17 protein-coding genes are annotated in these 20,000 nt (G+C 70.2%); 14 read left to right on the top strand and 3 right to left on the bottom strand.

The window, feature by feature from the left end:
- Positions 1-14: 14 nt before the first annotated feature.
- From H4F99_RS08705 to H4F99_RS08655, 11 genes are read left to right on the top strand one after another with little or no spacing between them, the layout of a single operon-like run.
- The gene (locus tag H4F99_RS08705; protein WP_182669340.1) at positions 15-596 is read left to right on the top strand and encodes a hypothetical protein; all 582 of its coding nucleotides are present in this window, start codon (positions 15-17) and stop codon (positions 594-596) included.
- Between the two features lie 10 nt (positions 597-606).
- Entirely contained in the window at positions 607-1,215 is a 609-nt protein-coding gene (locus tag H4F99_RS08700) for a hypothetical protein (protein WP_246371535.1), read from the top strand.
- A gap of 17 nt (positions 1,216-1,232) precedes the next feature.
- Positions 1,233-1,850 carry a cob(I)yrinic acid a,c-diamide adenosyltransferase gene (cobO, locus tag H4F99_RS08695; protein WP_182669401.1) on the top strand — a complete coding sequence of 206 codons (618 nt, stop codon included), beginning with the start codon at positions 1,233-1,235 and terminating at the stop codon, positions 1,848-1,850.
- On the top strand, positions 1,847-3,145 hold the full coding sequence (locus tag H4F99_RS08690; RefSeq protein WP_182669339.1) for a cobyrinic acid a,c-diamide synthase CobB: 1,299 nt from the start codon (positions 1,847-1,849) through the stop codon (positions 3,143-3,145). The genes cobO and H4F99_RS08690 overlap by 4 nt, the downstream gene beginning before the upstream one ends.
- Before the next feature lie 10 nt (positions 3,146-3,155).
- Complete coding sequence (cbiB, locus tag H4F99_RS08685) at positions 3,156-4,094, top strand: adenosylcobinamide-phosphate synthase CbiB (RefSeq protein ID WP_182669338.1); 939 nt, start codon at positions 3,156-3,158, stop codon at positions 4,092-4,094.
- Between the two features lie 3 nt (positions 4,095-4,097).
- Positions 4,098-5,105 carry a threonine-phosphate decarboxylase CobD gene (gene cobD / locus H4F99_RS08680; RefSeq protein WP_182669337.1) on the top strand — a complete coding sequence of 336 codons (1,008 nt, stop codon included), beginning with the start codon at positions 4,098-4,100 and terminating at the stop codon, positions 5,103-5,105.
- A complete protein-coding gene (locus H4F99_RS08675) occupies positions 5,102-6,571 on the top strand; it encodes a cobyric acid synthase (protein ID WP_182669336.1) in 1,470 nt (489 codons plus the stop codon). Before cobD ends, H4F99_RS08675 begins: the two co-directional genes overlap by 4 nt.
- On the top strand, positions 6,559-7,080 hold the full coding sequence (gene cobU / locus H4F99_RS08670; protein ID WP_182669335.1) for a bifunctional adenosylcobinamide kinase/adenosylcobinamide-phosphate guanylyltransferase: 522 nt from the start codon (positions 6,559-6,561) through the stop codon (positions 7,078-7,080). The genes H4F99_RS08675 and cobU overlap by 13 nt, the downstream gene beginning before the upstream one ends.
- 16 nt (positions 7,081-7,096) lie before the next feature.
- Entirely contained in the window at positions 7,097-8,146 is a 1,050-nt protein-coding gene (gene cobT, locus H4F99_RS08665; RefSeq protein WP_182669334.1) for a nicotinate-nucleotide--dimethylbenzimidazole phosphoribosyltransferase, read from the top strand.
- Positions 8,143-8,712 carry a histidine phosphatase family protein gene (locus H4F99_RS08660; protein WP_182669333.1) on the top strand — a complete coding sequence of 190 codons (570 nt, stop codon included), beginning with the start codon at positions 8,143-8,145 and terminating at the stop codon, positions 8,710-8,712. The genes cobT and H4F99_RS08660 overlap by 4 nt, the downstream gene beginning before the upstream one ends.
- On the top strand, positions 8,709-9,485 hold the full coding sequence (locus H4F99_RS08655) for an adenosylcobinamide-GDP ribazoletransferase (RefSeq protein ID WP_182669400.1): 777 nt from the start codon (positions 8,709-8,711) through the stop codon (positions 9,483-9,485). Before H4F99_RS08660 ends, H4F99_RS08655 begins: the two co-directional genes overlap by 4 nt.
- 6 nt (positions 9,486-9,491) lie before the next feature.
- On the opposite strand, the gene H4F99_RS08650 is transcribed toward H4F99_RS08655, so the two are convergent.
- Positions 9,492-11,186 carry a monovalent cation:proton antiporter-2 (CPA2) family protein gene (locus H4F99_RS08650; protein WP_182669332.1) on the bottom strand — a complete coding sequence of 565 codons (1,695 nt, stop codon included), beginning with the start codon at positions 11,184-11,186 and terminating at the stop codon, positions 9,492-9,494.
- Between the two features lie 105 nt (positions 11,187-11,291).
- Between H4F99_RS08650 and H4F99_RS08645 the strand changes: the two genes are divergently transcribed.
- The 3 genes from H4F99_RS08645 to H4F99_RS08635 all read left to right on the top strand — a co-directional run bounded on the left by H4F99_RS08645 (position 11,292) and on the right by H4F99_RS08635 (position 16,128).
- Positions 11,292-13,175: an ABC-F family ATP-binding cassette domain-containing protein gene (locus H4F99_RS08645; protein ID WP_182669331.1), complete on the top strand. Its 1,884-nt coding sequence runs from the start codon at positions 11,292-11,294 to the stop codon at positions 13,173-13,175.
- Positions 13,176-13,271: 96 nt separating this feature from the next.
- Entirely contained in the window at positions 13,272-14,489 is a 1,218-nt protein-coding gene (locus H4F99_RS08640) for a cation:proton antiporter (protein ID WP_182669330.1), read from the top strand.
- Between the two features lie 91 nt (positions 14,490-14,580).
- The gene (locus H4F99_RS08635) at positions 14,581-16,128 is read left to right on the top strand and encodes a sodium:solute symporter family transporter (protein ID WP_182669329.1); all 1,548 of its coding nucleotides are present in this window, start codon (positions 14,581-14,583) and stop codon (positions 16,126-16,128) included.
- 170 nt (positions 16,129-16,298) lie between these two features.
- Here H4F99_RS08635 and ggpS read toward each other — a convergent pair whose 3' ends face one another.
- Entirely contained in the window at positions 16,299-18,608 is a 2,310-nt protein-coding gene (ggpS, locus tag H4F99_RS08630) for a glucosylglycerol-phosphate synthase (RefSeq protein ID WP_182669328.1), read from the bottom strand.
- Positions 18,605-19,885 carry an MFS transporter gene (locus H4F99_RS08625; RefSeq protein ID WP_182669327.1) on the bottom strand — a complete coding sequence of 427 codons (1,281 nt, stop codon included), beginning with the start codon at positions 19,883-19,885 and terminating at the stop codon, positions 18,605-18,607. Before H4F99_RS08625 ends, ggpS begins: the two co-directional genes overlap by 4 nt.
- Positions 19,886-20,000 lie beyond the last annotated feature (115 nt).

Here is a 20,000-nt window from a genome sequence, read left to right as displayed (position 1 = left end):
CCCAGGAAGCCGCCATGCCGCCTCTTTCCAAGCCCGCCAACCTCGGCCTGTTCGCTGCGTTCGCGGCCTTCATGGTCGCGACCCGCTTCCATCACTTCGGTGACGCCCTGCACCTGCCGGATGCGTCCATGGCGATCTTCCTCCTGGGCGGCCTGTACCTGCGCCAGCACTGGCAGTTCGCGGCGTTCATCGGGCTCGCGGTGGTGGTCGACTGGGCGGCGATCGAGCTGGCCGGCGCCAGCGACTTCTGCGTGACGCCCGCGTACTCCTTCCTGCTGCCCGCCTATGCGGTGCTCTGGTATGCCGGACGCCTGTACGCTCCGCGCCTGCAGGTGGGCTGGCTGTCGATGCTCGGCGGCTTTGGCGTGGCGCTGCTCGCGGCCAGCCTGTCCTTCCTGATCTCGAACGGCGCCTTCTACTGGCTGGGGGGACGTTATGCAGATCCGCACTTCGCCGAGTACGTCGCCCGCCTGTGGCAGTGGGGGCCGCTGTTCGTGCGCACGACGATGACCTACGTCGCGGTGGCCCTGGTCGTGCACGCACTCGTCGCGTACGCCAGCCGTGGCCGCCACCTGGCCGACGCCGGCCGGTCCTGAGGAGATCGACATGAATACCGTCCGTGAAAGCACCTTGCCCCTGGCATCCGTCCGCGACCAGTGGGCGGTGGGGTTGGGCCTGGCCGCGCTGATGATCGCCACCCGTGGCCAGCATTTCGCCAGCGTCGATGCCCTGCCGAGTGCGTCCTGGGCGGTGTTCTTCCTCGCCGGGGCACTGCTGCGGCCGATGTGGGCGCTGCCGGCGTTCTTCGTGCTCGCGACGGCGCTTGACCTTGGCAGCTTCGCCATGGGCACGATCACCGACTGGTGCCTGTCACCGGCCTACTGGGCGCTGGCGTTCGCCTATGCATCGCTGTGGCTGGGTGGCCACTACTACCGCCGGCTGCACATCGACCATTGGCGCACGGTGCCGCGACTGGTGCTGACCCTGCTGGCGGCCGGCAGCCTGGCCTACCTGCTGTCCAAGGGCGGTTACTGGTTCTTCTCCGGCCGTTACACCGATCCGACGCTGGCGGGTTTCGTCGAACGGATCCCGCGCTATTACCCGCGTGCGATCGGCACGCTCGCCGGCTACGTCGGGGCGGTCTTCATCCTGCGTGCGGTGTGGCGCGGCATCGTCGGGCGGCTCCGGGGCCAGTTGGGCGAGGCCCGGTCGTGAGCCGCGGCTCGGACCGCCTGGGGCGGACCGAGGACGAGCATTACCGGGAGCGTGCGCAGCGCAAGAAGGCGCTCGTCGACCGCCGCATCGCCCGCGCCACGATCGACTGTGGCGTGCTGGTGGTGAACACCGGCAACGGCAAGGGCAAGAGCAGTTCCGGCTTCGGCATGCTCGCGCGCTCGCTGGGGCATGGCTTCAACTGCGGCGTGGTGCAGTTCATCAAGGGCAGCTTCTCGACCGGCGAGGACCGCTTCTTCCGGCAGATGGGCGAGGCCTTCGCCGACCGGCTGGAGTACCACGTGATGGGCGAGGGCTTCACCTGGGAGACCCAGGACCGCCAACGCGACATCGCCGCGGCGATGGCCGCGTGGGCCGTCGCCGAGCGGATGCTGTCCGACCCGGCGTTCGACTACGTGCTGTTGGACGAGTTGAACATTGCGCTCAACAAGGACTACGTGCCGCTGGACCGCGTGCTCGCGGCGCTCGCGGCACGACCGGAACGCCAGCATGTGTGCATCACGGGCCGTGGCGCGCCGGATGCGCTGGTCGAAGTGGCAGACACGGTGACCGAGATGCGCCTGGTCAAGCATGCGTTCAAGGCCGGCATCAAGGCCCAGCACGGCATCGAGCTGTGAGCAGCGACAGCCGCGACTGTCCCGCGCTGCTGGTGTCCGCACCGGCGTCGGGGCAGGGCAAGACCAGCGTCACCGCCGCGCTGGCCCGCTGGCATTCGCGGCAGGGGCGGCGCGTCCGGGTGTTCAAGACGGGCCCGGATTTCCTCGACCCGATGGTCCTCGAGCGTGCCTGCGGCGCACCGGTCCAGCAGCTCGACCTGTGGATGTGCGGCGAGGCCGACGTGCGCGCGCGCCTGTACGAGGCCGCCGGCGAGGCCGACCTGATCCTGGTCGAGGGCGTGATGGGCCTGTTCGATGGCGACCCGTCGAGCGCCGACCTCGCGACGGCGCTGGGCCTGCCTGTGCTGGCGGTGATCGACGGCTCGGCGATGGCGCAGACCTTCGGCGCACTGGCGACCGGGCTCGCGGCCTACCGTCCTGGGCTGCAGGTGCATGGCGTGGCGGCGAACCGTATCGGCAGCGCCCACCACGCGACCCTGCTGCGCGACAGCCTGCGCGACGGGCTGGCCTGGCTGGGGGCACTGCCACGCGATCCTCCACTTGCCCTGCCCGAGCGGCACCTGGGACTGGTCGCCGCGGCCGAGCTGGGCGACCTCGACGCGCGCCTGGACGCGCTGGCCGATGCCTGGGCGACGCATGCCGCCACCGCGCTGCCGCCGCCGGTGCGATTCGAGCCCGCCGATCGCCTGCCGGTGCCGCGCACGCTCGAGGGGCGGCGCATCGCGATCGCACGCGATGCGGCGTTCTGTTTCCTGTACCCGGCGAATCTCGAGCTGTTGCAGGCAGCCGGCGTCGCGTTGTGCTTCTTCTCGCCGGTGGCCGGCGAGTCGCTGCCCGATTGCGATGCGGTGTGGCTGCCGGGCGGGTATCCCGAGCTGCACCTGCAGGCGCTGTCGGCAAATCGTCGACTGCATTCGGCGCTGCAGACGCATCACGCCGCGGGTCGGCCGATCCTCGCGGAGTGCGGGGGGCTGCTGGCGCTGCTCGATGGCCTGACCGACCGCGAGGGCAACCGCGCGCCGATGGCGGGTCTACTCAAGGGTGAAGCGGAGATGCAAAAGCGCTTCGCCGCGCTTGGCATGCAGGCGGTGCGCTTTCCGGCGGGGCAACTGCGGGGTCACAGCTTCCATTACGCGCGCGCGACGATCGATGCGCCTTCGACCCTGGCCGCGACGAATCCGAACCGCGGCCCGACGGCGGAAGCCGTCTATCGGGACGGTGGCCTGACGGCATCGTTCGTCCACTTTTACTTCGCGTCCAACCCGGATGCGGCTGTAGCGCTGTTCCTGCCATGAGCCTCCGGCCATGAGCGCCTGGTGGCCAGTGGCCGTGGCATGCACCGCGGTGGTGGCGGATGCGTTGTTGGGCGAGCCCAAGCGGGGTCACCCGCTGGTCGCGTTCGGACGATGGACGCGGCACGCGGAACGTGCCCTGCATGCCGACACTCGCAGGCGTGGCGTGGTGGCCTGGCTGCTCGCGGTGCTGCCTGCGTTCACGGCGGTGACGCTGTTGACCGTCGTCGCGGGGTGGCTGTCCTCTTGGGTGCTGGCGGCCGTGGAGGTCGTGGTCCTCTACCTGGCGCTCGGCCTGCGAAGCCTGGGCGAGCACGCACGGCCCGTGGCCCTTGCACTCGAGGCAGATGACCTCGATACCGCACGCGTTGCCGTCGGGCGCATGGTCAGCCGCGATGCCGCCGCGCTCGATGCGTCGCAGGTCGCTGGCGCCGCGACCGAGTCGGTGCTGGAGAACGGCAATGACGCGGTGTTCGGCGCGCTGTTCTGGTTCTTCCTGCTCGGTGCGCCGGGTGCGGTGCTGTACCGCCTGGCGAACACGCTCGACGCGATGTGGGGTTACCGCACGCCGCGCTACCTGCGCTTCGGCTGGGCGGCGGCGCGCATCGACGATGTGCTGAACTGGGTCCCCGCGCGGCTGACCGCGCTGGCGTATGCGCTGGTGGGCCGGACCCGCACAGCCGTGCGCTGCTGGCGGATGCAGGCGCCGGCCTGGAAGAGCCCGAACGCGGGCCCGGTGATGGCGGCCGGTGCCGGTGCCCTGCAGGTGCGCCTGGGCGGGCCCGCGCCCTACCACGGCGCGTGGGTGGAACGGCCGTGCCTCGGCGAGGGGCGCGCGCCGGACGCCGCGGCCATCACGGGCGCGCTGCGCCTGGTCAGGCGAGCGACGGTTCTGTGGCTGTCGGTAGCGGGGCTGGCGGCCGCCTGTGCCCTCCTGCTGGGGAGGGCGTGACGCATGCTTGAGCACGGCGGACGGCTGTTGCGCGCGTCGCGCGAGCACGGCATCCCGGCCGGGGACTGGCTGGACCTGTCGACCGGGATCAGCCCGTTCGCCTGGCCCGTCCCGGCGTTGCCAGCATCCGCCTGGCAGCGCCTGCCCGAAGACGACGACGGACTCGCCGATGCGGCTCGCGCCTACTACGGCGCGCCCCACCTGCTGCCGGTCGCCGGGTCGCAGGCCGCGATCCAGGCCCTGCCGGGGCTGCGCGAACGGTCGCGGGTCGGTGTGATCCTGCCGGGCTATGCCGAACACGCGCATGCGTGGCAGCAGGCCGGCCATGCCGTCGAGCGCCTCGCGGGCGCGCGGCTGTTGGATGAAGCGGGGCGCTTCGACGTGGTCGTCCTGATCCATCCGAACAATCCGGGCGGCGGCCGCTTCGACCGCGATGCCCTGCTGCGCCTGCACGCCGGGCTGGCGGCACGCGGGGGCTGGCTGGTGGTCGACGAGGCCTTCATGGACGCCACGCCCAGCGACAGCCTGTGCGCGGACAGCGCACGCGAAGGCCTGGTGGTCCTGCGCTCGGCGGGCAAGTTCTTCGGCCTGGCCGGGGCACGCGCCGGGTTCGCCTGCGCCGCGCCGGCGCTGCTCGATGGACTCCGCGAACGCCTTGGGCCATGGACCTTGACCGGGCCGACGCGCCACGTGCTGCGGCTCGCGCTGGCCGACCGCGACTGGCAGGCGCGGGCACGTGCATGGTTGGCCGCCGGCAGCAGCCGGCTCGCATCATTGCTGGATGCGCGGGGCCTCTCGGATGGCGGTGGCACCGGGTTCTTCCAGTGGCGTCGCGATCCGCGTGCCGAGCGCCTGCACGCGGCCCTCGCGCGCCGTGGCGTGCTGACCCGCGTGTTCGGCGAGGCGGAAGCGGGCGTCGCCAGCCTGAGGTTCGGCCTTCCCTCCGATGAGGCCGGCTTCGAACGCCTCGACATGGCACTCGCTGCCGCGATGCGCGAGGTCGCCCCATGACTGCACGCGTGCTGATGGTGCAGGGCTGCACGTCCGATGCCGGCAAGAGCACGCTGGTGGCGGCGCTGTGCCGCTGGCTGCGGCGTCGCGATGTCCGCGTCGCGCCCTTCAAGCCGCAGAACATGGCGCTCAATGCGGCGGTCACCGTTGATGGCGGCGAGATCGGCCGCGCGCAGGCGGTGCAGGCACAGGCCTGCGGGCTCGCGCCGCATACCGACTTCAATCCGGTCCTGCTGAAGCCGAGCAGCGACAAGGGCGCGCAGGTCATCCTGCACGGGCGCGCCGTCGGCCAGATGGACGCGGTCGGCTACCACGACTACAAGCGCGTCGCCTTCGACGCGGTGATGGCCTCGCACCGCCGGCTTGTGGACGCCTACGACGCGGTCGTGGTGGAAGGGGCAGGGTCTCCCGCCGAGATCAACCTGCGCGCCAATGACATCGCCAACATGGGTTACGCCGAGGCCGTCGACTGTCCGGTGCTGCTGGTCGCCGACATCGACCGTGGCGGCGTGTTCGCCCACCTGGTCGGGACGCTCGCACTGCTGTCGGAGAGCGAGCGGGTGCGGGTCGCGGGTTTCGTCATCAACCGGTTCCGGGGCGATATCGCCCTGCTGCAGCCCGGCCTGGACTGGCTGGAGCAGGAGACCGGCAAGCCGGTAATCGGCGTGCTGCCCTATCTCCACGGCCTCCACCTCGAGGCCGAAGACGCGTTGCCGCGGGACACGGTGGCGAAGGACGGCGTGCGCCTGCGGGTGGTGGTGCCGGTGCTGCCGCGGATCAGCAACCACACCGATTTCGACCCGCTGCGCGCGCATCCGCACGTGGACCTGCGCTACGTGGGACCCGGCGAGACGCCGCCGCCCTGCGACCTGGTCGTCCTGCCGGGCAGCAAGGCCACGCGCGCCGACCTGGCATGGCTTCGATCGCAGGGGTGGGATGAGGCGATTGCGCGGCACCTGCGTTACGGCGGCAAGCTCATCGGCATCTGCGGGGGCCTGCAGATGCTCGGGCATGCGGTGCACGACCCGGAGGGCATCGAAGGACCCGCCGGGTCCAGCGAAGGGCTGGGCCTGCTCGATTTCGAGACGACGCTTATGCCTGACAAGCAACTGCGCACGACGGCAGGCCGGCTGTGCCTGGGCGGTGCCGCGGTGCGTGGCTACGAGATCCACTGCGGCACCAGCCACGGTCCCGCGTTCGATCGTCCGGTCGCCGAGCTGGACGACGGCCGCGTCGATGGCGCCCTGTCCGCGGACGGCCAGGTGCTCGGCACCTACCTGCACGGTGTGTTCGATGCCCCCGAAGCCCTGGCCGCACTGCTTGCATGGGCGGGCGTGCGGGATGCCCAGGCCCTGGACATGGCCGGGTTGCGCGAGGAGGCGATCGAGCGCCTGGCGGATGCGGTCGAGGCGCATCTCGACACCCGGTTCCTGTCGACCCTGCTGGAGCTGCCATGCACAGCCTGATCCTGGGCGGCGCGCGCTCGGGCAAAAGCGCGCTGGCGGAACGGCTCGCGCAGGCGTCGGGGCGTGCGGTGACCTACGTGGCGACGGGGCAGGCCGGTGACGGCGAGATGGCCGAGCGCATCGCCCACCACCGCGCGCGTCGTCCTCCGGGATGGGACTGCGTCGAAGAACCGCTTGCGCTGGCCGCGACGCTACGCGCGCATGCCGCCGCCGACCGCTGCCTGCTGGTCGACTGTCTGACACTGTGGCTGGGCAACCTGCTGGGCGATGCCGATACCGGCCGCTTCGAACGGGAACGTGAGGCACTGCTCGCCCTGCTGCCGGGCCTGCCCGGGCAGGTGCTGTTCGTCAGCAACGAGGTCGGCCTGGGCATCGTGCCGATGGGGGCGCTGACCCGCCGTTTCGTGGACGAGGCCGGACGCCTGCACCAGGCGCTGGCGCAGCACTGCGATCGCGTCGTGTTCGTCGCCGCCGGATTGCCACTGGTCCTGAAGGGCCGAATCGACTGAAACCGAGGGAGAACGGATGAACCCCGTCCTTGACATCCATGCGCCCTGCGCGGCGATCGACACCGCCGCGATGGCGGCCGCGCGCGCGCGGCAGGCCACGCTGACGAAGCCACCGGGTTCGCTGGGACGGCTGGAAGAGGCCGCGATCACGCTGGCCGGCATGCAGGGCACGCCGCTGCCGACATTGGATGCGGCGTGGATCAGCGTGTTCGCCGCGGACCACGGGGTGGCCGACGAGGGCGTGTCGGCCTTCCCGCAGGCGGTGACCGGCGAGATGGTGCGCAACTTCGCCAGCGGCGGCGCCGCCATCAGCGTGCTCGCACGGCATCTGGGCGCGCGCCTGGACGTGGTGCACCTGGGAACCGTCAACGACCCCGGGCCCATCGAAGGCGTGCGTCGCGCGATCATCGCGGCGACGACCGCGAACTTCTGCACGGATGCCGCGATGACCGCCGCCCAGCTGCAGGCTGCGCTTGATGCCGGTGCGCAGTCCGTCGCCCTGGCGCGGGCCGCCGGTGCCCAGCTCTTCATCGGCGGCGAGATGGGCATCGGCAACACCACGGCGGCCACGGCGCTCGCCTGTGCGCTGCTCGGCGCGTCGCCGACCGCGCTGGCCGGCGCCGGCACGGGGCTGGATGCCGCGGGCGTCCGGCGCAAGATCGACGTGGTCGACCGCGCGCTGCGGCGCCATGCCGGTGCGGACGCACCGCTCGAACAGTTGCGCTGCCTCGGGGGCTTCGAGATCGCGGCCCTGGCCGGTGCCTGCATCGCGGGCGCGCAGTCGGGACTGCCTGTCCTGGTGGACGGCTTCATCGCGACCACCGCCGCGCTTGCCGCCGTACACCTCCAGCCCGGCGTGCGCGACTGGCTGCTGTTCTCGCACCGCTCGCACGAGCGCGGCCACGCGGTGCTGCTCGACGTGCTGCAGGCGTCCCCGCTCCTGGACCTGGGCATGCGCCTGGGCGAGGGCAGTGGCGCGGCCACGACCGTGCCCCTGCTGCGGCTGGCCTGTGCCTTGCATGCGGGCATGGCGACCTTCGAGCAGGCGGGGGTGTCGAGCGGATGAGCGACGTCGTCGCCATCGACCTGTTGCGCCACGGCGACACCGGTTGCCCGGGGTTCCGCGGGCAACTGGACGATGTGCTGACCGACGCGGGCCGGGAGCAGATGCGGGAGGCCGTGGCAGGACGGCGCTGGGATGCCATCGTCAGCTCGCCGCTGGCGCGTTGCGTCGCGTTCGCGCGCTGGAAGGCGGGCCTGGACGGCGTCCCGCTGCACGTCGATCCGCGGCTGATGGAGTTCCACTTCGGTGAATGGCAATCGATGTCGATGGAAGCCCTGGCTGTTGCCCATGGCGATGCGCTTGGCCGTTTCTGGGCCGACCCGGAAACGCATCCACCCCCCGGTGGCGAGACCGTGCCGGCCTTTCGCGCCCGCCTGACGGCCGCGCTGGATGCCATCGCGCGGGCCCATGCAGGCGAAGCGGTGCTGGTGGTGACCCACGGCGGAGCGATCCGACTGCTGCGTTGCCTGGCCGAGGGCCGGCCAGCGTCGCAAATGGCGATGGTCAACGTGCCTCACGCGTCGCTCCATCGGCTGGATTGGCCCTGTGCCTCGGGGAGCGGGGCCTGATGCGCGGATTCCTGTTCGCGCTGGGCTTCCTGACGCGGATGCCGGTGCCGACGGCCGTGTTCGCCTTGGCCGACGGCCAGGCCCGGTCGTTGCCCTGGTACCCGGCAGTCGGCGCCTTGCTTGGCGCGGTGCTCGCCGGCTTGGCGTGGCTGTTGCCGTCAGAGGCACCGCTGCTCACGGCGGCCGTCGTGGTCGCGGCATGGGCCTGGCTGACCGGCGGCCTGCACCTCGACGGCCTGGCCGACAGCGCCGATGCGTGGGTCGGCGGTCTGGGCGACCGCGCACGCACGCTGGCGATCATGAAGGACCCCCGCAGTGGACCGGCGGGCGTGGTCGCGTTGGTGCTGGTGCTGCTGCTGAAGTTCGCGTCGCTGGCAAGCCTGCTGGCGCTCCGCCCGGATCTCGCCGTCCTCGCGCTGCTGCTTGCGCCGATGCTGGCGCGCGCCAGCCTGGTCGAGGCGCTGCTGCACCTGCCCTACGTGCGCGCCAACGGCATTGGCCAGGGCCTGCCCGATGCGTCGCGGGCCGCCTGCCATGCCAGCCTGGTGGCCACCCTGGCGGCCTGCATCGTGCCGGGTGTGCTGCATTGGCCCCCGCGCCTGCCGCTCCTGTTGCCGGGCGTGGTCGCGCTGCTGGCGACGGTCGTGGTGGCCATGGCTTGGCGGCGTGCGTGTCGCCGGCGCCTGGGTGGCATCACCGGCGATACCTGCGGCGCCCAGACAGAGGCGGTGGAGGCCGCCGTGCTGCTCGCGCTGGCCTGCCTCGCGGGCTGAGCCGGGTCAGGCCGGGCCGCTGGCGGGCGGCAGGTGCCGGCCGCCCCGGAAGGCCGGCGTCGCCATCACCATTTCCGCCAGACTGTGCGCCAGCTCGCGCTCGGCCATGACCGCGCCGTCGGCGCCATGTGCCAGCAGGTGTTTGACCTCATTGTCGCTGTGCGCACGGGCAACGATGGTGAGGGAGGGATTCAGGCGGCGCAGGGTGGCGATGATCTCGCCCGCCTCCAGTACGTTGGGGATGGCCAGCATCACGGTGTTGGCGCGTTCGGGGTGGGCTTCCTCGAGCACGACGTCATTGGCCGCGTTGCCCCGGATCGAGGGCAGGCCCGCATCCCTCGAGTGGCGCACGAGGTCCTCGTCACGGTCGATCACCACCAGTGAAATCCCCTGGGCCGTCAACAGCCGTCCGAGTTCGCTGCCGACGCGGCCGAAGCCGATCAGGATCACGTGGCCGGACAGTCCTTCCGGAATGGGAGGCTCCACCTCCGGGGTGACCCGCCGCTCGTCCTCCTCCGCCAGGCGGCGTTCGCGGCGGTGCATCCACCCGAACAGCAGGGGATTGAGCACGATCGAGATCAGGGCCCCGGCGAGGATCAGGTCCTGTCCGTCTTCGGTGAGCAAGTCCAGTTCAAGCCCCAGGCTGGCGAGGATGAAGGAGAACTCACCGATCTGCGCGAGGCTCGCGGTAATGGTCAGCGCGGTCGCATTGGACTTCCCCATCACCCGCGCGATCGCATACACCGCCACCGACTTCACGACGATGATGATGAACACCGTCGCCAGCACCTGCCCTGGCCGCTCGAAGATGATCCAGGGGTCGAACAGCATGCCGACGGACACGAAGAACAGCACCGCGAACGCATCACGCAGGGGCAGTGTTTCGCTGGCTGCCTTGTGGCTGAACTCCGATTCGTTGAGCAGCATGCCGGCGAAGAAGGCCCCGAGCGCGAAGGAGACGCCGAACATCTCCGCCGAGCCATAGGCCACGCCCAGCGCGATGGCGAGGACGCACAGGGTGAACAGCTCGCGCGAGCCGGTGCCGGCCACGCGCTCGAGGATCCACGGGATCACCCGTCGCCCGATCAGGAACATGAAAGCGAGGAAGGCACCCATCTTGATCGCGACGCGGGTCAACACGTACACGACCGAGGGGGAGTCCTCCCCGCCGGTGCCGCGCAAGACGTCGGCGAAGGCCGGGATCAGCACCAGCGCCAGCACCATCGCGACGTCCTCGACGATCACCCAGCCGATGGCGATGCGCCCCTTCTCGGACTCGATGAGCCGGCGGTCCTCCAGCGAGCGCAGCAGCACGACGGTACTGGCGACAGACAGCGAGAGCCCGAACAGGATGCCCGCGCCCCGGGGCCAGTCCATGACTTCCCCGAACCCCCAGCCGATTGCCATCGTGAACACGATGCGCAGCAGCGCGCCGGGGACGGCGATCGCCTTGACCTCCATCAGGTCGCGCAGCGAAAAGTGCAGGCCCACGCCGAACATCAGCAGGATCACGCCGATCTCGGCCAGCTGCGGCGCCAGCGACTGGTCGGCGACGAAGCCGGGCGTGAACGGCCCGACGACCACGCCGGCCAGCAGGTAGCCGACCAGCGGCGACATCCGCAGGCGGTGGGCCAGCGCGCCAAAGGCGAAGGCTACGACGAAGGCGCCGACCAGCAGCACGATCAGGGAGGTGTGGTGCACCGGCCCTCCAGGGGCGATTCATGAAGTTGAACATCATGCCGGAACCGGCATCCACGTCGGGTCAACGCGTGGGCGCGGGGCCGGGCGCCCCGTACAATGCGCGCCATGATCGCTTTCCGAGATTTCGCCCTGCGGCGTGGCGAACGCCTGCTGCTGTCCAACGTCGACGTCGCCCTGCACGCGGGCTGGCGGGTCGGCGTCATCGGCCGCAACGGCACCGGCAAGTCGTCGCTGTTCGCCGCCATCCGCGGCGAGGTCGAGGCCGACCGTGGCGACATCGACGTGCCGAACCGCGTCCGCATCGCCAGTGTCGCCCAGGAAACCCCGGCGCTGGACGACACCGCACTGGACTTCGTCCTGTCCGGTGATGCGGAGGTCCACGCGGCCATCCAGGCCGAAGCGAACGCGTTCGCGAACGAGGACTGGGAGGCGGTTGCCGAGGCCCACCAGCGCCTGGAGGCATTGAACGGCTACGACGCCAGTGCCCGTGCCGGCAAGCTGCTGCACGGCCTGGGTTTCAGCGCTGACACGCATGACCGCGCGGTCAAGGCCTTCTCCGGCGGCTGGCGGGTACGCCTGAACCTCGCCCGCGCGCTGATGACCCCCAGCGACCTGCTGCTGCTCGACGAGCCGACCAACCACCTCGACCTCGACGCCGTGCTGTGGCTGGAACAGTGGTTGCTGAAGTACCCCGGCACGCTCCTGCTGATCAGCCACGACCGCGAGTTCCTCGACGGCCTGTCGACCCACACCCTGCACCTGCACGACAGCCGGGCGAAGCTGTACACCGGCGACTACACCGCGTTCGAGCGGCAGCGCGCCGAGCACCTGCGCCAGCAGCAGATCGCCTTCGAGAAGGAACAGGCCGAGCGCGAGCACCTGCAGCGTTTCATCGACCGCTTCAAGGCCAAGGCCAGCAAGGCCAAGCAGGCGCAGAGCCGGGTCAAGCGACTGGAGAAGCTGGCCGGGACCGAGGCCGTGCGCGTCGAGCGCTCGCTGCGGATCGACCTGCCGGTGCCGGACAAGCTGCCACATGCCCTGCTGCGCCTCACCGACGCGGATTGCGGCTATGCGCTGGCGGGCGGCGATACGGCGCGGATCCTCGAGGGCGTGGGCTTCATCCTCGAAGCCGGCGACCGGGTCGCGCTGCTGGGACCGAACGGCGCCGGCAAGTCGACCCTGGTGAAGTCGCTGGTCGGCGAACTGCCACTGCTGGCGGGCGAGCGCAGCGGCCACCCGGACCTGCGCATCGGCTACTTCGCCCAGCACACGGTCGAATCGCTGCACGAGGGCCGCAGCCCGATCGACCACCTCGGCGACATCGCGCCGGGCGTGGCGACGCAGACGCTGCGCGACTTCCTCGGCAAGTGGAACTTCCCGGGCAACCGCGCGTTCGAGCCGGTCGACGGCTTCTCCGGTGGGGAGCGCGCGCGCCTGGCACTGGCGCTGATCGCGTGGCGCAAGCCCAACGTGCTGCTGCTCGACGAACCGACCAACCACCTCGACCTCGACATGCGTGAGGCGCTGGCCGAGGCGTTGGCCGACTTCGACGGCGCGATCGTGCTGGTCAGCCACGACCGCCACCTGATCGGCCTGGTCTGCGACACCTTCTGGCGCGTGGCCGACGGCAAGGCGCAGGCCTTCGACGGCGACCTCGACGAATACGCCGCCTGGCTGCGCAACCGCGACGCCAGCGAGGATGGCAAGGCCGGCAAGCGCAAGGGAGCCTCGACGCCGGGCCACGAACCTGCGGTCGCCGAAGCGCCCAAGGGCAAGGCGAAGAAGGTCAATCCGGTCAAGCTCGCGCAGGCCGAGGCGCGCGTCGCCGAACTCGAGCGCCAGCTCCAGCAGGTCGACGACGCGCTGGCGGACCCGGGCAGCTACCAGGACAGTGGACAGGTCGAGAAGCTGACCCGCGAGCGCGAGGCGCTGGCCACGGCATTGGCGACGGCCGAATCGGAGTGGTCGTCGCTCTACGATGCGGCGTAGACATCCCGGGCGGTATAGTGCCGCGCACACGAGGCCGGACATCCGGCCGCCCGATTGCCTTGGCCCTCCTGCGGCCTGGCCCGCACCGGAAGCTGGATGCGAAACGAACTGATCTACCTCGTGCTGATCTTTGGCCTGCTGGTCCTGCCCCGGGCACTCCAGCGCTTCAAGATCCCTGCGCCCTTGACCTGCATGGTCTTCGGCACCGTCGCGATGCTGGCCTGGGGCGACGAATCGCATGACCCCCTGGTCGGCTGGCTGGCGACGCTCGGTATCTCGTCGCTGTTCCTGTTCGCAGGGCTGGAGGTCGATCCGCGCGAGCTGCGCAAGGGCCTGAAACCGCTGCTCGCCCACCTGGCCATCCGCACCCTGACGCTCGCCGGCACCGCGTGGCTGGCGTGGCACTACCTGGCCCTTGAGTGGCGTCCCGCCGTCCTGCTGGCCCTGGCGTTGCTGACGCCATCGACCGGTTTCATCCTTGACACGCTGGAGCGCCTGGGGCTGGATGAGGCGGAGCGTTTCTGGGTTACCAGCAAGGCGATCGCCGGTGAACTGTTCGCCCTGGCTGCGTTGTTCTTCGTGCTGTTGGCCGACGATCCGGGACACCTGGCGCTCTCGACGGGTGCGCTGGTGGCGATGCTGTTCGGACTGCCGCTGGTGTTCATCGCGCTCGGACGCTGGGTGGTGCCGCATGCGCCGGGCTCGGAGTTCTCGCTGCTGGTGATGGTCGGGCTGGTGGCGGCCTTCGCCACGGCCAAGCTCGGCGTGTACTACCTCGTCGGCGCGTTCGTCGCGGGCCTGGTCGCACGCCTGCTGAGGATCCGCATGCCGCGGCTCGCGTCCGACCAGAACCTGCACGCGGTCCGGCTGTTCGCGACGTTCTTCGTGCCGTTCTACTTCTTCAACGCGGGCACCAAGGTGCCGGAAGGGGCCGTGAGCTGGGAGGCGCTGCTCATGGGGCTCGCACTGACCGCGCTGGTGCTGCCGTTCCGGATCGGCACGATCTGGCTGCAGCGCCGCTTCATGTTCGGAGAGGACCATCGAAGCAGCCTCCGGGTCTCGGTCGCGTTGGCGCCCACGCTGATCTTCACGCTCGTGCTGGCCGGCATACTGCGCGACCGGTTCGCGCTCAGCGACACGCTGTTCGGTGCACTGCTGTTGTACGCGACGCTCAACACCATCCTGCCGTCGCTCGTGTTCCGGTCGCCGTTCGACGTCGACCCGATGGATACGCGCAAGGCCCCCCGGCATCCCGAGGATGCGATCGCCGACGACGCGGGGCGCAACACGCCACGGACCGTTTCCCTGGACTGAGTGCCGGACCCGCCGGCGGGCGCGTTTGACCGCGCGCCGCCCGGCATGTTGGGCTGGACGCCCTTCGTGACCGGCAGGAGGCGGCTTCCGGATGGGCACGCTCCACGGGTGGGACTATGCGGTCCTCGCTGTCTATTTCGCACTGGTAGTGGTGGTCTGCGCCCGGGTGGCGCGCCGCAGTCCGGACGCCGACGAGCTGTTCCTCGCGGGGCGCAGCCTGGGCGCCGGGGTGGTCGGCCTGTCGCTGTTCGCGTCGAACATCTCCTCGACCACCCTGATCGGCCTGCCGGGTGCGGCGTGGTCCTCGGGGATCGCCGTGGCCAACTACGAATGGATGGCCGCGCTGGTGCTGCTGTTCTCGGCGCTGTTCGTGGTCCCGGTGTTCCTCGGGAACCGCATCCGGACGGTGCCTGAGCTGCTTGAGCGTCGCTTCGATGGACGCCTGCGGCGCTACCTGTCCGCGGTCAGCGTGCTGTTGTCGATCGTGCTCGATACCGCGGGGAGCCTGTATGCCGGCGCCGTGGTGTTGAAGGTGTTCTTCCCGGCGTTGCCACTGGCGGGCACCATCGCCGCGATCGCGTTGTTCGCGGGCCTGTACACCGCCGCGGGCGGCCTGCGCGCGGTCGTGTACACCGACGCATTGCAGTCGATCGTGTTGCTGGCAGGCTCCTCGGTGCTGGCGATCGTGGTGTTCGCGCAGTTCGATTTCTCATGGGAGCAGGTGGTGGCGGCGGTACCGGCCGACCACCTCTCGCTGGTCCGCCCGCTCGACGACCCCGACCTGCCCTGGCTCGGGACGCTCATCGGCCTGCCCATCCTGGGCTTTTACTACTGGACGATGAACCAGTACGTCAGCCAGCGGCTGCTCGGTGCGCGCAGCGTGGAGGCGGCGGGCAGGGGCGCGCTCCTTGCCGCCGTGCTGAAGCTGCTGCCGCTGTTCCTGATGGTGTTGCCGGGTGCGATGGCGGTGGCGCTGCTTCCGGACCTCGAGCGCGGCGACGAGGTCTTCGCACGGCTGCTGCTGGAGTACGCGCCGGTCGGGATTGCCGGACTGGTGTTGGCCGGACTGCTCGCCGCCATCATGTCGAGCGTGGACTCGGCATTGAACTCCGCGTCCACCCTGATCACGCTGGACTTCATCCAGCCGCGGCGCCCCCACCTGGATGCACGCCTGCTCGCCCGCATCGGCCGCGTGACCACGCTCCTGCTGGTGACCGTCGCGGCGACCTGGGCACCGATGATCGACCGCTTCCCCGGCCTGTTCGCCTACCTGCAGCAGACCTTTGCCTACGTCACGCCACCGCTGGTCGCGGTGTTCGTGCTCGGCTTGTGGTGGAAGCGCCTGGCGGCGGGACCGGCCCTGCGCGCGCTGGTGACCGGCCATGCCGTGAGCGCGGCGTGGTTCGTCGCAACGCAGGCAGGCCTGCTCGCCGTCCATTTCACCATCGTCGCCGGCGCGCTGTTCGCAGTGACGCTGCTGGCCGCGGCCCTGTGGCAAGCGGCGATGAGGATCCGGCCTTCAGGGGCGCAACTGGACACTGTCGATGCCGCTGCCAGGCGCGGGGCCTCGCGGGGAATCCGCCTGGGCGCCGCGCTGGTCGCGGCGCTGACAGCGGTCGTCGTCGTCGTGTTCTGGTAGCACTCCGGTCCCAGGGCTACCTGTTTCGCGTGCACTCCGTTGCAGGGCAGCCGGTGGCCGTGGAATCGCGGGACACGCCATGAATACATCCATGTAGGCTCGGACGCGGCATCCATACCGCGTACGATCCCGCGCCTCCACGGCCACCGGCTCCCGCACTCACGTTCGCGTCAGTCCCGCTCCAGTTCGTACACATGCCCGCGCAGGCCGCTGCCGGTGGCTTCCACGGCCTGCAGGAAGTCGCGTCCCCAGCGTTCGACATCGTAGCGCTCCACGATGTCGAACAGCTGGCGTTGCCGGGCCTCGGCTTCTTCCACGGGCATCGCCAGGGCCTGCTCGAGGCCGATCATCAGGTCCGCGGTGTCGTGCGGGTTGGTCAGCACCGCGCCCTTGAGCTCGGCCGCCGCACCGGCGAACTCGGACAGGACTAGGACACCCGCGCTGCCTTCGATGCCATGCGCGGCGATGAACTCCTTGGACACCAGGTTGAGGCCGTCGCGCAGGGGCGTGATCCACATGACATCGGCGGCCGCGTAGTGCGCGACGACCTGGTCGAAGGGCAGGCCACGGGCGAAGAAGCGCACGGGGGTCCAGTTCAGGCGGGCGTGGCGGCCATTGATGCGGCCGACGGCCTGTTCGATCTGGGTCTGCAGTTGCCGGTAGATCGTCATCTCGGCCGCCGCGGGCACGCAGACCATCAGCAGGGTCACGCTGCCCCGCAGTTCGGGGCGCTGTTCCAGCAGGCGCTCGAACGCCAGGAGCTTCTCCAGCGTGCCCTTGGTGTAGTCCAGGCGCTCGATGGAGAGCACGAGCTTCTGGCCATGGAACTCCATGCGGATGTGTTCGATGCGATCGCGGACTTCCCCGCGGGCGAGCATCCCGCGGATGCGCTGCATGTCGGTGCCCACCGGGTGCGCCCCGAGGGCGACCTGACGATCGCCGACCCGGATGGCGGTGGTCATGCGGTCCAGTCCGACCGCGCAGCCGTAGGTAAGGAAGCGCGGCGCGCATCCTTCACGCGATATCGTTTCGAATGGCATCGCGCCCCGGACCACGTCTACGAAATTCTCGACCTGCCGGGGGATGTGAAAGCCGATGTAGTCGCACTGGAGCAGGCTGCCGAGGATCTCGCGGCGCCACGGCACCACGTTGAACACGTCGGCGGAAGGGAAATAGGTGTGGTGGAAGAAGGCGATCTTCAGGTCCGGACGGAGTTCCCGCAGGAAGGCCGGCACCATCCACAGGTTGTAGTCGTGCAGCCAGACCGTGGCACCGTGCGCGGATTCGGACGCGGTGGCTTCGGCGAACTTCCGGTTGACCTTGAGGAAGGTCTTCCAGTCAGCCTCCCGGAAGCGGGCGCGCTCCCAGAACGTATGCAGCATCGGCCAGAACGCTTCCTTCGAGAAACGCTTGTAGAACGCATCGACCTCCCCCTTGGTCAGCGGCACCCGCGCGGCGGTCAGGTGGGGGTAGCGTTCGGGGTCGACGGTGGTGTGGGTCTCGAAGGGCCCCCGTTTCGGGTCGTCGATGCTCCACGCCACCCAGGAACCCTTGCGCCCCCCCGCGAAGAAGCCCAGCAGGCTAGGGATGATGCCGTTCGGTGAACGCGGCTGGCGGCGTTTCAGCTCACCGTCTTCGAGATACTCCTCGTATGGCAGCCGGTGGTAGACCATCACCAGTTCCGACGGTCCGAAATTGCGCGATGCCGGGGTGGCCAGCCGGAGTTCTTCCTCGGGCAGGAGCTTGAAATGGCGGATCGCCTGGAGGATGCCGCCGCATCCGGCGTCACGGGCATGCAGCACGTTGGCCAGGCTACGCGTGGCGCTTGCGAGCGCTTTCTCCGAATCACCGACGACCACGCCCTGGAAGCCCGCGGTGAACATGGACAGGTCGTTGAGCGTGTCGCCCGCGACCAGCACGCGTTCGTGCGGGATGCCAAGGTGCGCGGCGAGGGCGACCAGCGTGCGTCCCTTGTCAGTGTCCGGAGGCAGGATGTCGAGGTAGCGGTCGGCGGAGTACAACACCGAGCATCCCAGGGTGCCCGCCGCCGCCTCGATGTCCGTGCGGATGCCGGCCAGCGTCTCCGGGTCGCAGAAGTACGAGCATCGCCGCTCCTGTGGCACGTCCTGCCGGACCAGGCCCGCGAAGTCGTCTATCAGGTCCGCGACCGCGAGTTCGCCCGGCCAGCGGGCATCGATCTCGCCCTGCAGCGGGTGCACGGGCTGCAGTGAACGGCCATCGACCACGGTCGCCCCCACGTCGCATATGACGTAGTCCGGTCGTGGCAGCGTGGGGTCCGAGAGCAGCGGCATGACGGCCTCCAGGCCGCGGCCGGTGACGAAGACGAGCTGGATCTCGGGGTGTCGGTCGACCAGCCGGTACAGGTGCTGGCGATGTTCGGCGCTGCCGGCGAGGAAGGTGCCGTCGAGGTCGGTAGCGAGGAGGAGTCTTGGGGTGGCGAGGGGCGAGGTATCGGTCATCGTCCGGGGTGTCGTGCGTCCTGGGTGGCAGAGGGCGGGGTCGTGGGGTCGGTATCGCCGTCGACTTCGGGCAGCAGCTCCAGTGCGGCGGGCGTGGTGCGCAGCATCGGATGGAACTGCCCGGCGTTGTCGAGCGAGCGACGACGCAGCAGGCGGCGGCCTCCGGCGATCAGCGCCAGCAGGCCCAGCGTGGTGGCGAAGAACGCCGGCAACGCCTCCGGTCCGACGGCCGCCATCGCCATGCCTGCCAGGGCGGGCCCGAGCGCCGAACCGACGCCGTTGAGCAGCAGCAGGCTGCTTCCGGCCGACAGGGTGTCCTCCGGTGGCAGGTGGTCGAGCAGGTGGGCGATGCAGATCGGGTACAGGGCGAATGACAACCCGCCGAATACGAAGAACAGTACGTACAGCGCCGGCCCGGACCGCATGGCGGGCCAGAGCAGCACGCCGGCCACGACGGCCGCGGCCGCCGCCACCAGCGCCAGCGTCGTACGCCGGTCGCCGCCATCGGAGAGGCGGCCGATCGGCCACTGCAACAGCGCGCCGCCCACGATGGTGGCACTCATCAGCGCAGCCACGCCGGTCACGTCGAGCCCGATCCGGGTGGCATAGACCGCGCCCAGGCCCCAGAACCCGCCCATCGCGAGTCCCGCCAGCAGGGCACCGAGGGCAGAGGCGGGCGCGGCGCGGTACAGCGCCACCAGCGCGAGGCGCGGCACGGCGGGCAGCTCCGGCTGGATCATGCGGCTGGCCGTGACCGGCAGCGCGGCCAGGCAGATCAGGACGGTCACCACGGTGAACAGTTCGAAAGACGCCGCGGGCGCGAGGCCGATCAGCCATTGGCCCGCCGCCAGCGCCGCCAGGTTCACCGCCATGTAGGTGGCGAACACCTGGCTGCGCTGTTCGGGCGGCGCCTGGACGTTCAGCCAGCTCTCGATGACCGTGTACAGGCCGACCAGGGCGATCCCGGTGACCAGGCGCAGGCCGGCCCATGCCCAGGGGGTCACGAACACCGCGTGCAGTGCCACCGTGGCGGCGCATAGCGCCGCGAAGAACGCGAATGCCCGGATGTGACCGATGCGCTGGATCAACCTGGGCGCCAAGAAGGTGCCGAAGAAGAAGCCGCCGAAATAGCAGGACATCACCAGGCCGAGGGTCTGGTCGTCGAAGCCTTCGAGCCGGCCTCGCACCGCCAGGAGCGTGCCGAGCAGGCCGCTGCCCATCAGCAGCAGGGCAACACCGGCCAGCAGGGCGGCGAGGGGGCGGACCGAGGCAATCATCGAAAAGTCGGGTGGGGCTTAATTCCTGCTACGTGCGGCGATTCTGGCGTCATCTTCGTGAAATGCGCGTCCATGCTGCATTGCATCACAGGGTAACGCGTCCCGTCCGGCGTTG

The sequence above is a fragment of the Marilutibacter penaei genome (genome assembly GCF_014145395.1).
Taxonomy (GTDB): domain Bacteria; phylum Pseudomonadota; class Gammaproteobacteria; order Xanthomonadales; family Xanthomonadaceae; genus Marilutibacter; species Marilutibacter penaei.
The sequence above is the reverse complement of the archived record's forward strand: the minus strand, read 5'-3'. Positions and strand labels throughout refer to the sequence as shown.

Bases quoted from the DNA above. Each gene is read 5' to 3' on its own strand.
- H4F99_RS08705 (WP_182669340.1), top strand. From the start codon at position 15: ATGCCGCCTCTTTCCAAGCCCGCCAACCTCGGCCTGTTCGCTGCGTTC.
- H4F99_RS08675 (WP_182669336.1), top strand. From the start codon at position 5,102: ATGACTGCACGCGTGCTGATGGTGCAGGGCTGCACGTCCGATGCCGGC.
- ggpS (WP_182669328.1), bottom strand. From the start codon at position 18,608: ATGACCGATACCTCGCCCCTCGCCACCCCAAGACTCCTCCTCGCTACC.
- H4F99_RS08700 (WP_246371535.1), top strand. From the start codon at position 607: ATGAATACCGTCCGTGAAAGCACCTTGCCCCTGGCATCCGTCCGCGAC.
- H4F99_RS08645 (WP_182669331.1), top strand. From the start codon at position 11,292: ATGATCGCTTTCCGAGATTTCGCCCTGCGGCGTGGCGAACGCCTGCTG.
- H4F99_RS08635 (WP_182669329.1), top strand. From the start codon at position 14,581: ATGGGCACGCTCCACGGGTGGGACTATGCGGTCCTCGCTGTCTATTTC.
- H4F99_RS08625 (WP_182669327.1), bottom strand. From the start codon at position 19,885: ATGATTGCCTCGGTCCGCCCCCTCGCCGCCCTGCTGGCCGGTGTTGCC.
- cobU (WP_182669335.1), top strand. From the start codon at position 6,559: ATGCACAGCCTGATCCTGGGCGGCGCGCGCTCGGGCAAAAGCGCGCTG.
- H4F99_RS08660 (WP_182669333.1), top strand. From the start codon at position 8,143: ATGAGCGACGTCGTCGCCATCGACCTGTTGCGCCACGGCGACACCGGT.
- cobT (WP_182669334.1), top strand. From the start codon at position 7,097: ATGAACCCCGTCCTTGACATCCATGCGCCCTGCGCGGCGATCGACACC.
- cbiB (WP_182669338.1), top strand. From the start codon at position 3,156: ATGAGCGCCTGGTGGCCAGTGGCCGTGGCATGCACCGCGGTGGTGGCG.
- H4F99_RS08640 (WP_182669330.1), top strand. From the start codon at position 13,272: ATGCGAAACGAACTGATCTACCTCGTGCTGATCTTTGGCCTGCTGGTC.
- cobD (WP_182669337.1), top strand. From the start codon at position 4,098: ATGCTTGAGCACGGCGGACGGCTGTTGCGCGCGTCGCGCGAGCACGGC.